General features: G+C 73.8%; 8 protein-coding genes. All 8 read left to right on the forward strand.

The features are described 5' to 3' along the window. Position 1 precedes the first annotated feature (1 nt). From ASC54_RS08325 to ASC54_RS08360, 8 genes are read left to right on the forward strand one after another with little or no spacing between them, the layout of a single operon-like run. On the forward strand, positions 2-5,578 hold the full coding sequence (locus tag ASC54_RS08325) for an Ig-like domain-containing protein (RefSeq protein ID WP_055898281.1): 5,577 nt from the start codon (positions 2-4) through the stop codon (positions 5,576-5,578). 43 nt (positions 5,579-5,621) lie between these two features. Then, positions 5,622-6,590, forward strand: a complete 969-nt coding sequence (locus ASC54_RS08330; RefSeq protein ID WP_055859780.1) for a MoxR family ATPase — start codon at positions 5,622-5,624, stop codon at positions 6,588-6,590. Further along, on the forward strand, positions 6,587-7,921 hold the full coding sequence (locus ASC54_RS08335) for a DUF58 domain-containing protein (RefSeq protein WP_235451434.1): 1,335 nt from the start codon (positions 6,587-6,589) through the stop codon (positions 7,919-7,921). Before ASC54_RS08330 ends, ASC54_RS08335 begins: the two co-directional genes overlap by 4 nt. Beyond that, entirely contained in the window at positions 7,918-10,281 is a 2,364-nt protein-coding gene (locus tag ASC54_RS08340) for a transglutaminase domain-containing protein (RefSeq protein WP_055898284.1), read from the forward strand. Before ASC54_RS08335 ends, ASC54_RS08340 begins: the two co-directional genes overlap by 4 nt. A gap of 51 nt (positions 10,282-10,332) precedes the next feature. Then, entirely contained in the window at positions 10,333-10,638 is a 306-nt protein-coding gene (locus ASC54_RS08345; protein WP_055859785.1) for a hypothetical protein, read from the forward strand. Next, entirely contained in the window at positions 10,635-12,278 is a 1,644-nt protein-coding gene (locus tag ASC54_RS08350) for a hypothetical protein (protein ID WP_055898287.1), read from the forward strand. The genes ASC54_RS08345 and ASC54_RS08350 overlap by 4 nt, the downstream gene beginning before the upstream one ends. Further along, the gene (locus ASC54_RS08355) at positions 12,278-12,763 is read left to right on the forward strand and encodes a hypothetical protein (RefSeq protein ID WP_055898291.1); all 486 of its coding nucleotides are present in this window, start codon (positions 12,278-12,280) and stop codon (positions 12,761-12,763) included. Before ASC54_RS08350 ends, ASC54_RS08355 begins: the two co-directional genes overlap by 1 nt. Next, positions 12,760-13,458 (forward strand): hypothetical protein, encoded by a 699-nt coding sequence (locus ASC54_RS08360; protein ID WP_055898295.1) that lies wholly within the window; start codon positions 12,760-12,762, stop codon positions 13,456-13,458. The genes ASC54_RS08355 and ASC54_RS08360 overlap by 4 nt, the downstream gene beginning before the upstream one ends. Positions 13,459-13,481 lie beyond the last annotated feature (23 nt).

The raw sequence follows: 13,481 nt of genomic DNA on the forward strand, positions 1-13,481 counted from the left end.
GGTGACGCTGCTGAGCGCGGTGACGCGATCTCGACGCACCATCGCATCCTCCCTCGCGGTCGCGATCCTCGCGGGCGTGCCCGTCGGCATCGCCGTCGCCTACGAGGGCTTCCCTGTCTCCGAGGTCGATCTCGACTCGCGCGACGTGTGGGTCACCAACGGCGAGGACTCGCTCGCCGGGCGCCTGAACCGGCAGATCGACGAGCTGACCGCGGGCGTCCAGACCGCGGGCACCGACATCGACGTGCTGCAGGATGCCCGCACCGTGCTCCTCCACGACCGCCAGGCCGGCACGCTCGAGCGGATCGAGCAGGCGCGCTCCACGCTCGTCGAGCGGACCGAGCTGCCGGCGGGCGCCGCGCTGTCGCTCGGGAAGCAGACACTCGCGGTGCTCGACCCGGCGACCGGTGCGCTGTGGGTCGTCGACGTCGCCGACGAGCTGAGCTTCGACCCCGCGGCGCGCGAGCCCGACCTCGAGCTCGGCGAGGACGCCCGCGCCGTCGTGGGCCGCGACGGGGTCGTCCACGCCACCTCGCCCGAGCAGGGCCTGATCTACCGCATCGACGGCCCCGGCTTCGCCCCCGTCGAGTCGACGCTCGACATGCCCCGCGAGCACGAGCTCACCGTCGTCGGATCCATCCCCGTCCTCCTCGACGAGGCCGCCGACGTCGTCGTCACGGGGGAGGGCCGGCGGATCGAGCTCGATCACGACGCCCTGCGCCTGCAGCAGCCGAGCGACGCCCGCGACGAGGTCGTCATCGCCACGGGCGGAGGCGTCATCCGGGTGCCGCTGGGCGGAGGCGAGGTGGAGGTCATCGACGCGACCTCGGCCGTCGCCCGCGCGCCCGAGCAGGTCGCCGCCCCCGTGCAGCTCGAGGGGTGCATCCACGCCGCGTTCCCCGAGGGGCGCACCTACCTCTACGCCTGCGACGATGCGGAGCCGGCGACTTTCGAGATCGAGCAGCCGACGAGCGGCGCGCGCCTGGAGTTCCGGGTCAACCGGTCCGTCATCGCCCTCAACAACCTGCTCAACGGCAACACCTGGGTGCTCGAGAGCTCGCTGCGCCTGGTCGACAACTGGGACGAGATCACGCCGCCGCAGCTGGAGGAGAGCGAGGAGGGCGACGAGGAGTCCTCCGAGGAGTCGTTCGAGGACACGCTCGCCGAGCGCACCGAGCAGAACCGCCCGCCGATCGCGCGCCCGGACGAGTACGGGGTGCGCGCAGGCAGGACGACCATCCTCCCGGTGCTCGACAACGACACCGACCCCGACGGCGACGTGCTCGTGATCACCAACCTCAGCCCGCTGCCCGAGACGATCGGGCGCATCGACCTCATCGACGGGGGCCGGGCGCTGCAGTTCACGCCGGGCGCCGCGGCCGCGGGCGGCGCGAGCTTCCGGTACACGGTGAGCGACGGCCGGCAGGGAGGCGTCGCCGAGTCGACCGTCTCGCTCGCCTTCACCGGCCCCGACTCCAACGGGGCGCCCGAGCAGCTGCGATCGAGCCGCACCGCCGTCGAGGCGGGCCAGTCGATCACGTACAACGTTCTGCCGAACTTCCGCGACCCCGACGGCGACGAGATCTTCCTCGACAGCGCGGCCGCGACGACCTCGGACGAGCTGAGCTTCACGCCCGACGGCTTCGTGACCTTCCGGCACCGCTCGGGCGAGCTCGGGGCGAAGACCGTGTCCTTCGTGGTCTCCGACGGCCGGTCGAGCGCGAGCGGCGAGCTCGAGATCGAAGTCGTCGCCGCCGGCAGCCTCACCCCCGTCGGAACCCCGGACTTCGCCGAGGTGATCGTCGGCGACACCGTCGTCATCGAGCCGCTGCTCAACGACGTCTCGCCGTCCGGGGCCGCCCTCCGGCTGCTCTCGATCGACGAGGTGCCCGAGTCGGTGACCGCCGAGCTCAACCCGGAGTCGGGGCGGATCTCGGTGACGCCCACCGAGCCTGGCGCGGTGTACCTGAAGTACGGGCTGGGAGCGGAGGCCGCCACGAGCGTCGGCCTCATCCGCATCGAAGCGCGCCCCCGCCCCGAGGAGCCGCTCGCGCCCATCGCCGTGAAGGACGTCGCGTACCTCCGCGCGGGCGAGCCGACGTCGGTGCGCGTCCTCGCGAACGACGTCTCACCCACGGGTTCGGTCCTCGCCGTGCAGTCCGTCTCGACGGAATCGACCGCGGACGGGGTGTCGGTCGAGCTGCTGAACAACACGATCATCCGCATCACCGCCTCGGCCGCTCTCACCGAGCAGACGCAGGTGAGCTACACGATCTCCGACGGGGCGGCGACGGCCGTCGCCGGCGTCACGATCGTCCCCGTCCCACCGATCGTCAATCGTCAGCCCCCGCTCGCGGTCGACGATCGCCGCACCGTCCGCGTCGGCGACTTCACGAGCGTCGCCGTCCTCGACAACGATGTGCATCCCGACCGGGCGCGGATCGTTCTCGATCCCGAGCTCGCCGACACCGAGGGAGCGGGGGAGGGGCTCGCGTTCACGCAGGGCGACGTGCTCCGCTTCCAGGCGCCCGACGCGCCGGGCGAGTACTCGGTGGTGTACCGGATCTCCGACCAGTACGGCGAGTCGGCGACCGCCACGGCCACCTTCGTCGTGACGCCGCGCGACGTCGACGCCAACGAGCCGCCCGTCGTGCCGCAGCAGACCGCCCGCACCTTCGCCGGGTCCTCCGTGCGCATCGATGTGCCGCTCGACGACATCGACCCCGACGGCGACTCGGTCGTGCTCGCGGGTCTGGCCGCCCCCCCGGGCCTCGGCGCGATCGTCGACAGCGGGCCGACCTGGTTCGTCTACGAGGCCTACGCGAACTCCCGCGGCACCGACCGCTTCTCCTACGAGGTGGAGGATGCGCTCGGCGAGCGAGCGGTCGGCGAGATCGTCGTCGGCGTCGTCCCGCGGCCGGACGTGCAGGCGCAGCCGACGGCCGTGGACGACCGCATCCAGGTGCGACCGGGCCGCACCGCATCGGTCGAGGTGCTCGCGAACGACTCCGACCCGAACGGCTACCCGCTGCGGGTCGCGCGCGAGCTTCTCGAGGTCGACGACGGGATCGAGGCCGAGGTCGACGGCTCCAAGGTCATCGTCACCGCTCCGGAGACCGAGGGCGGCTACGCGCTGCGCTACGAGATGACCAACGGCAACGGCGGGGTCGACAGCGCGTTCGTGCAGGTCGAGGTCACCTCCTCCGCCGAGATCGCATTCCCCACCGCCGGCGACTACTACGTGCTCGACAGCGAGCTGTCGGGCACCGACCCGATCGTCGTCGACGTCCGCGAGCTCATCGGGAACCCGAACGGGCGCGACAGCGACCTGCTCATCTCGACCGAGGGCCCGAACGCCGAGCGCGCGGGCGTCGATCAGAGCGCGGGCACCGTGACGGTGACGCCCGGTGACGAGCGGCACGCCGTCGCGTACCGCGTGACCGATCCGGAGGACCCGGAGCTCACGGCGACGGCCTTCATCGTCGTGCCGCCGTCGGTCACGGAGGAGCGCGAGTCGCCGCCGTACCTGCGCCCCGATCTCGAGCAGCAGCTCGTCGAGATGGACGGCGAGATCCAGTGGGATCTCGCGGACATCGTCGTCGTCCCCACGGGCCGCCCCGCCATCCTGACCGGCGCCGAGAGCGTGCGCGCGAGCGATGCCGACGGCTCGAGCCTCGTCGTCGACGGCGACACCATCCGCTACGCGCCCGCGGAGGGGTTCCGCGGTCAGGCCTCGATCGTCTTCGAGGTCACCGACGGCGCCTCCGGTGACGACCCGAACGGCAACACCGCCCTCCTGACACTGCCCATCACGGTCGGCGATCCCGACTTCCGCGACGCGCCGCCGGAGTTCACGGCGCTGTCGCTCGAGATCGAAGCGGGGGAGGCGGCTCAGACGGTCGATCTGCGCAGCTCGACCGCGCATCCCAACCGCGCCGTCATCGCCGATGTCGCCTACGGTGCGCTCTCGGTGCCGACGAGCGGAATCGAGGCATCGCTCGGCGGCTCGCAGCTCACGGTGTCCGCGCCGTTCGGGGTGCAGCCCGGCGCCTCGACCACGCTGTCGGTCGAGCTGCGGTACCGCGACTTCGTCGTCCCCGGCCAGATCACCGTCACGGTCGTCGCCTCGCAGCGACCGCTCGTGCAGGCGGTCACGGACGAGAGCAAGGGCCAGCGCAGCGTCACGACCTCCGTCGACGTGCTCGCCAACGACTTCAACCCCTTCGCCGGCCAGTCCCTCGAGCTCATCGGCGCCGAGGTCGAGAACGCCGCCGAGACCTCCGCCGGCGTGCGCTTCACCCCCGACGGCACCGTCACGGTCGACCCCGACTCCTCGTTCATCGGCGTCGTGAGCGTCGTGTACACCGTCCAGGACGCGACGCAGGACCCGAGCAGGCACGTGCAGGGGCGCCTGCTGCTGACCGTGCGCGACGTGCCGGGTCAGCCCGCGCCCCCGTCGATCGTGAGCGAGCAGGATCAGGCCGTCGTGATCGGCTGGCAGGCGCCCGCGACCAACGGCGAGCCGATCCTCGACTACACGATCACCTGGTCGGGAGGGTCGACCACGGTCGGCGCGGACGTCGCGCAGACGACCATCGGCGGCCTCGCGAACGGCACCGCGTACACCTTCCGGATCAGCGCCAGGAACGTCCTCGGCTCGAGCACCGTCTCGCAGGAGAGCGCCACCGCGCGACCGTTCGGCACGCCGAGCGCCCCCGGGTCGGTGTCGATCTCGGCGACCAGCAACGGGTCGGGCCGCGTGAACTTCAGCTGGAGCGCCGCGAGCGGCAACGGCCGCGACGTCGCCGAGTACGAGTGGCGGCTGAGCGACGGCCAGACCGGCCGAGTCGGCGGCACCACCCTCTCGGCGACCGCGATCGGGGTCGTCGGCAACGGCTACACCGTCGACGTCGTCGCGATCGGCCCGTCGGGGCTCCAGAGCCCGCCGCAGCGGAGCGCGAACGCCGCGACCCCGGAGCCGGGAGCACCCAACTGGGCGGAGGCCGCCGTCGGCGCCCGCGGCGATCGCACCGTGACCCTGACCTGGGGCAACGCTCCGAGCACGAGCCCGATCGACCGCTGGGAGATCAACATCTCCGAGGACGGCCGCAACTGGGGCTGGCAGCGGGTGGGCAGCGACCGGCAGCACACCTTCCAGGGCGCGTTCGGCTCGAATTACCGCTTCCAGGTGCGCGCCGTCGACAACGGGGCCACGGGCGCGTCCACGACCTCGAACACGGTCACGCCGCGCGACGTCCTCCCTCCCCCCGCGCCGAGCGCGACGATCTTCAAGGGCGGCCCCTCTCCCTACGCATCCTGCTGCAACTCGGTCGGCATCGACTACAGCGACTTCACGCCGGGCAACTACCGCATCACGACCTTCCTCGACGGCAGCAACGCGGGCCTGACCGACAACGTCTACTCGCTCAACGCCAACGGCTCGCGCGTCATCGACAACGCGCTCGGCACGCGCCGTGACAGCGCGATCCGCGTGCGCATCGTGTCGGTCGCGACGGGCCAGGTCTACTGGTCGAACACCATCACCGGCGAGCAGTGGAACAATCTGCGCGCGCGATGACCCGGCATCAGCATCCCTTCATGAATCGAGAGGCGAGTACCGCATGACCGTCACCACCGAGCAGGCCGCCTGGTTCGCCGACGCCTTCGACCGGCTGATCGGGAACATCGATCAGGCGATCCTGGGCAAGAGCCACGTGATCCGACTCATCGTCGCGGCGATGCTGTCCGACGGCCACGTGCTCCTCGAGGACTACCCGGGCACCGGCAAGACCGTGCTCGCCAAGGCGCTCGCGAACACGCTCGACGGCACGCACTCGCGCATCCAGTTCACGCCCGACCTGCTGCCCTCCGACGTCACGGGCGTCACGATCTACGACCAGGGAAAGGGCGTCTTCGAGTTCCACAAGGGGCCGATCTTCGCCTCCATCGTGCTCGCCGACGAGATCAACCGCGCGAGCCCGAAGACGCAGTCGGCGCTCCTGGAGGTCATGGAGGAGGGCGTCGTCACGGTCGACGGCGTCGGCTACTCGGTCGGCACGCCCTTCATGGTGATCGCGACGCAGAACCCCGTCGAGCAGGCGGGAACCTACTCGCTGCCGGAGGCGCAGCTCGACCGGTTCCTCATCAAGACCTCGCTCGGCTACCCCGACCGGCAGACGAGCGTGACACTGCTCATGGACGCCTCCAACCGCGCGCGCGCGACCGCCGTGCAGCCGCTCATCGCGAGCGACGCCGTCACGACCATGACGCGCCTGGCCGCGGAGGTCTTCGTCGACCCCGCCGTCATGGAGTACGTCAGCGACGTCGTCGCGGCCACGCGCGAGCACAAGGACGTCGTGCTCGGCGTGAGCATGCGCGGGGCCATGGCCCTCGCCCGTGCGATCAAGACGTGGGCGATCGCGTCGGGCCGCACCTACGCGACCCCCGACGACGTGCGCGCCCTCGCCGTGCCCGTCCTCGCCCACCGCCTCATCGTCGACCCCGAGAGCGACTTCGCCGGCGTGACCGCCGAGCAGATCGTGGAGGGGATCCTCGCCGACATCGAGCCCCCGGTCTACCGCGCCGCATGACCTCGGTCATCCAGCCCGAATCGCGACGGGCGCGGCGATCGCGCGTCCCGCGCGCGGTGCGCGTGCGGATGCCCGGCCTTCGCCGCCCGCGCCCGAGCACGCGCCGCCGGGGCCGCGCCCCCGGCCCGGTCGCCGCTTCGCTCCTGCTCGCCGCGCGCGCGGTGCGGGGAGCCGTCGCACCAGTCGTCGGGGTGATCTCGCCACTGGGCTGGATCGTGCTCATCGCCGGCGTCGCCGCACTCCTCGCGGGGGCGGCGCTCGGCTGGCTGGAGTTCGTCGCGCTCGGCGCGGTGCTGCTCGCGGCGCCGATCGTCTCGATCGCGTTCCTCCTGGGCCGCGCCGCCTACCGCATCGTCATCGAGCTCGAGCCGCGCCGAGTGGTCGCCGGTGATCGCGCGCTCGGCCGCCTCGTGATCGCGAACACCCGCCCGCGGCGCTCATCGCCCTCGAGGCTCGAGCTGCCCGTCGGCGCCGGGTCGGCCGAGTTCGTCGTCCCGGCGCTGTCGCCGGGGGAGGAGCACGACGAGCTGTTCGCCGTCCCGACCGAGCGCCGCGCGGTGATCGTCGCCGGGCCCGCCGTCTCCGTCCGCGGCGACCAGCTGGGCATTCTGCGTCGAGCGGTCGCCTGGGGCGAGCCGGTCGAGCTCTTCGTCCATCCGCGCACCGCGCGGCTCGCCCCGAGCGCGGCCGGCCTCGTGCGCGACCTCGAGGGCGAGGTCACCAAGACGATCACGAACCACGACATCTCCTTCCACGCGCTGCGCGCCTACGAGCCCGGCGATGACCGCCGCTACGTGCACTGGCGCACGTCGGCGCGCACCGGCCAGCTCATGGTGAGGCAGTTCGAGGAGACCCGGCGCTCGCAGCTGGTCATCCTCCTCGACGCGGATCGGGAGAAGTACGCGAGCGAGGAGGAGTTCGAGCTCGCCGTCTCGATCGTCGCGTCCCTCGGGGTCCAGGTCATCCGCGACGGCACGCGCGTCGCCGTCGTCAGCGAGACGCGGGCGCTCCGCACGGCCACCATCACGACCCTGCTCGACGACTCGTGCCGGCTCGAGCCGGTCGCCACCCGGCACGCGAGCGCGCGCGACTTCGCGCGCGCCGCGACCCTCCGGCTCCCCGCACCGAGCCTCGTCGTGCTCGTGGGAGGCTCCGGGCTCGCCGTCACCGACGCGCGGGCGGTGCAGACGCTCTTCGGGCGCGACGCGGTGACGATCGGCCTCCGCGCCGACCAGGGCGCCGCGAGCCGCATCGCGACGGTCGACCGGCTCCGCGTCGCGACGGTCGGCTCGCTCGCCGACCTGCCGCGACTGGTGCGGAGGATGTCATGACGCCCCGCACGATCGCCGACGTGCTCGTCCCGGTCGTCCTCGCCGCGATCGGCCTCGTCGGCTTCGCGGCGGCCTTCGACTCCGGCGCCTCCGCGCTCGCCGGCGCGGGCGGGCTCCTCGTCGGCACCGCGGCGGCCCTCGCCGCCGCCCGCCTGCGTCTCGGGATCCTCCCGACCGCGGGTCTCGTGCTCGCCGCCTACTTCCTCCTCGGAACGCCCTTCGTCGCCCCGGCCGACGGCATCCTCGTCGTCCTCCCCTCGATCGCCTCCCTCGCGGCCCTCGCGATCGGAGCCGTGTACGGCTGGGCCGACATCCTGACCCTCCAGGCCCCCCTGAGCCTCCCCGACTACGTCACGGCCGTCCCCTACGCGGCGGCGCTGCTGATCTCCTTCACCTCCACGACGCTCGCCGTGCGGTGGCTTCCCCGTCGTCGCACGGCGCCGCGCGCCGCGCTGCTGCTCATCGGGCCCGCCGTGCTCTACGCGGTCGGCGTCCTCCTCGGCACGGACGAGCCCGTGCTCGCCGTCGTCCGCGGAGCCGCCTTCGCCGGCATCGCCCTCGTCTGGCTCGGCTGGCGGCGCCGCGCCTCGGCGACGTCCTCGGGCACCGCCGCCCAGCAGCTGCTCCGCCGCAAGCTCGTCGGCACGGCGATCGTCGTCGTCGCGGCGATCGGTCTCGGCGCCGCGGCGGCCGCGCTCCTCGCGCCTCAGCCCGACAACCGCTTCGTGCTCCGCGACGAGATCGAGCCGCCTTTCGAGCCGCTGGAGTACCCGAGCCCGCTCGCGGGCTTCCGCGAGTACACGAAGGACCTCGTCGACACCGAGCTCATGGTCGTCGAGGGGCTGCAGCCCGGCGACCGCGTGCGACTCACCGCGATGGACGTCTACGACGGCGTCACCTGGAACGTCGCGGGCGCGAGCGAGGCGCTCGAGGGCTCCGGCCGCTTCCGGCTCGTCGGCCGCACCATTCCCGAGCCGCCGCTCGCGAGCACGGGCGCCCCCGAGCCGGTCACGGTCGACGTCGCCGGCTACACCGACGTGTGGCTGCCGAGCGCCGGCTACGCCGCCGACATCGCCTTCCTCGACGGGGCGGACGCGAGCGAGGGCGGCGCCGAGCGGGTGGATGTCCGCTACAACGCCGCGACCGGCGCCGCGCTCGTGACCTCCGGGGCCAGCGAGGGCCTGCGCTACCGCATCGCGACCGAGCGCCAGGTCGTCCCGGAGGACGCCGCGCTCCAGGATGCCCCGGTCGCGTCGTTCGCGCCCGCTCCCGTCGTCGGAGTGCCCGACACCGTCGTCGCGCTCGCGGCCGAGCTCACCGCGACCGCGGAGTCGCCCATCGAGAAGCTGCGCGCCCTCGAGCAGCACCTCGCCACGACCGGCTACTACAGCCGCGGCACCGCCTCGGACCAGGTGCCCTCGCGCGCCGGTCATGCCGCCGACCGCATGAACGACATGGTGACGCTGCCGAGCATGGTCGGCGACGAGGAGCAGTACGCCTCCCTGTTCGCGCTCATGGCTCGCAGCCTCGACTATCCGACCCGCGTCGTCATGGGCTTCGCTCCGGAGATCGGCGAGGGCGCGGGGCCGGTGACGATCACGGGCGACGACGTCACGGCCTGGGTCGAGGTCGCCTTCGAGGGCGTCGGCTGGGTGCCGTTCTTCCCCGTACCCGACGAGACCGACGTGCCGCAGGACCAGATCCCCGAGCCGCGCACCGAGCCGCAGCCGCAGGTGCGGCAGCCGCCGCGCACCGACTCCGAGCAGGACGACCTCGTCACGGCGGTCGAGATCGACGACTCGGACGACGAGGAGCCCGATGGCCCCGGCGTCCCGGGCTGGCTTCTCGGGGCGCTGCTCGCGCTGGGCATCCCGCTGCTGCTGGTGCTCGCGCCGATGCTCGTCATCGCCCTGCTGAAGCGGCGTCGTGCCGAGCGGCGCCGTCGCGCCGACGAGGGGCACCGGTCGGTCGCGGGGGCGTGGGACGAGCTCGTCGACCGGTTCTCCGAGCTCGGTGCGGACATCCCGCAGCGCACGACGCGCGTGCACGTGGCCGCCGGGCTCGCGGCCGCGCACGATGCGGAGGAGTCCGCCGGCGACCCGCTGCGTCGGCTCGCGCTGCGCACCGACGAGGCCGTCTTCTCGGGCCGCGACGTCGACGCGATGGAGGCCGAGGACGTGTGGGCGGAGGCCCTCGCCGCCGCGGCCGCGGCGCACGATCGGGCGACGCGCGCGGCCCGGCTCCGCAGTCGCTTCCGGCTCGCGAGCGTCCGCGCGGCCGGCCGGCGACTGGTCGATCGTGCGGCGGCGGGAACGGGGAGCGCTCCCCATCGACCGCCCGCTCCGCCCGCGGTTGACTGACTCTCACCATCGGGTGCGGGGCGGCGGGCGGGCCGCTCGGGAGGGACGGCCATGACCGACGTGCGACTGGATCGCGCGGCGCTGCAGGATGCGGCGGACCGGATCCGGCGGCTGGGCGGCGACCTGGAGCGATCGGAGGCCCTGCAGGGCGCCCTCGTCGACGCCGCGGGCCATGAGCGCCTGCGGGATGCCCTCGGGGCCTTCGCCCACGGATGGCGCGTCAGCCGCGGCGAGCTCGCCGATCGCCTCCGAGCGCTCGAGCACCGCGCGAGCGCGATCGCCGAGACCGTCGCCGAGCTCGACCGGGCGATGGCCGACGGGCTCACCGCGGTGGCCCGCGAGGAGGGTCGATCGTGAGCATCCGCGGGATCCCCGGCGACGCGTCCGTTCTCGCCCGCGAGGGCGCCGGGCTCGACGAGGCGGCGAGCGGGCTCCTCGACCTCACCCGCGCCCTGCACCGCCTCGCGGACGAGGACGAGAGCATCGGCCGCGCCGCCGATGCGCTGCGCGAGCGCACGGGCGAGGCGGCGCAGTCGGTGCTGCGCGTCGAGCCGCGCTACCGCGTGACCGCCGAGGTCGTCTCCGGCTTCGCCTCCGTCGTCGACGACGCGCAGGGGCGTGTGCGCGCTGCCGCCTCGCGCGCGGAGGACGCCCTCGTGGACAGGCTCGGCATCGACGACCGGCTCGCCGAGCTCGACGCGGCGCGCCCCGGGGTCGAGGAGGTCGCCGAGCTGCTGGACTGGGAGGAGCGCCGCGATGCGCTCCTGCGCCTGCGGGAGGACGCCGTCGAGCGGCTGCGCGACGCCGAGGCGGCCGCCGAGCGCGCCCGCGACGAGTGGTGGGAGGCGGGGGGGCGCGCGGCCGAGCGGGTGAGCCGCGAGTTCGAGGAGCTCTCCGACTCCCTCGTCGACGCGATCGTCTCCGCGGTGGTGTCGGCCGCCGAGGCCGCGGTCGACGCGATCGAGCAGCTCGACGCCTGGATCGACGCCGTCGCGGAGTGGGCGTCCACCGTGCTGCGCGATGCCGTCACGATGCTCGTCATCTCCTCCGCAGCGCTCGCCGCGGCCGGCTTCCTGCTCTCCGTTCTCGTGGTCGCGTTCAGCAGTCCGCTCGTGCTCTCCGCGCTCGCGAGCGGCGCGCTCACGGTCGAGCAGGTCATCGATCAGGGGATCGCGCTGACGCTCCAGGCGCTGCCCGTGCTCGCGCCCGCCATCCTGCTCCTGCTCGCCGACGAGGCGTCGCGGCCGACCCCGGCGATGCGCCGCGACCGCTCGCTCGAGAAGGGGCACCTGTCTCGCGACGATCAGGGGCTCGCGCAGTACGCCTTCCAGCAGGCGGCGGTCGTCGACGCCCTCGGCCACGATTCGAGCACGGTCGTGCAGGTCGTGGAGGTGCTCGACGAGAGCGGCGAGCGGGTCGGCTGGCGCGTCACGCCGCCCAGCACCCAGGACTGGCAGCTGCACGGCGACCGCGGCGCGATGAACGATCTCAGCTCGAACCTCGCGCTCATGCTGCAGCCGGAATCGCAGGCCGCGTACGAGCGGGCCGTGCTCTCCGCGATGGAGGGCGCGGGCATCCAGCCCGGCGACCCGGTCATGCTCGTCGGGTTCAGCCAGGGCGGGATCCTCGCCGGCAAGCTCGCCGCCGACCCCGACGTGCCGTACGAGATCGACGCGATCCTCGTCGCGGGCGCGCCGATCGACCACTTCGACATCCCCCGGAGCGGGCCGGATGCGCCCGTCGTGCTGTCGCTCCAGCACGGGCGCGGGGACATCGTGCACCGGCTCGACGGCGTCGCCCCGGTCGATTCCGAGCGCTGGCGGACCGTCGCCGTCGACCCGCCCCCCGGTGAGGCCGCGCACAATGCCGGCAGCTACGCCGCGACCGCCCGCGAGCACCTCGACGGCGCGCCCGCCGGCGAGCTCTCGTCGGCCGACATCGAGCGCTTCTTCAGCGAGAACGAGCGCGTGCAGTACTTCCAGGGAGCGGAGCGGTGATGGCTCGACGCGCTGCGCCGATCGGGGGCGCCCTCGCCGGTGCGCTCACCCTCCTCCTGGGCGGATGCTCGGTCTCGATCGAGCCCGCGGCGATCGAGTCGCGCGTGGTCGCCGCGGTGGGCCGCGTCGACGGCGTGGAGGCCGCAGCGGCCCGCGCCGTCGCCTCGGGCCTCGACCGCCGCCTCGTCGTCATGCTGGCCGTCGGCTCGGCCGAGGGCTCGGAGCTCGCGACGATCGTCGACGGCGCCGCCGGGGCCGCGTGGGCCGCGAGCCCCGTGCCGGTCGTCGAGATCTCGATCGTCGCGAAGTCCGGCGACGGCCCGACCGGCGCGCAGGCTGACGTGCTGGGCGAGATCGACCTCCGACCGCTCATCCCCGAGCTCGGGCTCAGCGAGTCCGCCGGCGAGCTGCGGGCGATCCGGATGCCGGCCGCCGTTCTCGAGGAGCGCTACGGCCCGCGCGACATCCCCCGGGAGGAGGGATGACGGTCGTCGCGATCCCGCTCGGCGGAGCGACGCTCGCGCTGCGCCTGCCGGGGGAGTGGGCGTCCGTGCCGCTCGAGGACCCCGCGAGCGCTCGCCGCGCCGTCCGCTCCCTCGCGCTCGCAGCGGCGGGATCGGCCGACGAGGGCGCCGTCCTGCGCTCTCCGCTCGTGCGCGCGGCGCTCGCCGAGATCGACCGGGGGCTCGCGGCGCCCGGCCGCCCTCGCCTGCTCATCGCCCGGTCGATCGTCGAGGGCATCGCGCTCCCGCTGAGCATCCTCGTCTCGCCGCTCGCTCAGCCGGTGACGCCCGCGCGACTGCCGACGTCCCAGGACGTCCTCGACGTGCTCGAGCTCGCCCTCGCCGCGCGCGACGACGGCTTCCCGCCCGCCGTGCGCCCCGACCTCGGCCGCACGATCGCCCTGCGCCGCCACCGCGTCGTGCCCGCGGCGCCGAGCGGTCCCGGAGCGTCGCCCGCGGGCCCGGTCGAGGAGGTCGCGGGCCTCGCCCGCCTGGAGGTCGAGCACTGGCTCGCCGTGCCCGGCACCCGCCGCGCGGTGCGCCTGCTCGCCACGACGCCCGTCGTCGGCATGGAGGAGGTCATCGTCGGCTTCCTCGACGCCGTCGTGCGCGCGGCCCGGTGGGAGCATCCCGCGCGCACGGCAACCCCCTCGGCGGCGGCGGCGCGCGAAGGCTAGGATCTCTCGCGACCCTCGAGGGA

The organism is Yonghaparkia sp. Root332 (assembly GCF_001425665.1).
GTDB lineage: Bacteria > Actinomycetota > Actinomycetes > Actinomycetales > Microbacteriaceae > Microcella.

Coding starts and splice junctions, on each gene's coding strand:
- ASC54_RS08330 (WP_055859780.1), top strand. CDS start 5,622: ATGACCGTCACCACCGAGCAGGCCGCCTGGTTCGCCGACGCCTTCGAC.
- ASC54_RS08335 (WP_235451434.1), top strand. CDS start 6,587: ATGACCTCGGTCATCCAGCCCGAATCGCGACGGGCGCGGCGATCGCGC.
- ASC54_RS08340 (WP_055898284.1), top strand. CDS start 7,918: ATGACGCCCCGCACGATCGCCGACGTGCTCGTCCCGGTCGTCCTCGCC.
- ASC54_RS08345 (WP_055859785.1), top strand. CDS start 10,333: ATGACCGACGTGCGACTGGATCGCGCGGCGCTGCAGGATGCGGCGGAC.
- ASC54_RS08355 (WP_055898291.1), top strand. CDS start 12,278: ATGGCTCGACGCGCTGCGCCGATCGGGGGCGCCCTCGCCGGTGCGCTC.
- ASC54_RS08360 (WP_055898295.1), top strand. CDS start 12,760: ATGACGGTCGTCGCGATCCCGCTCGGCGGAGCGACGCTCGCGCTGCGC.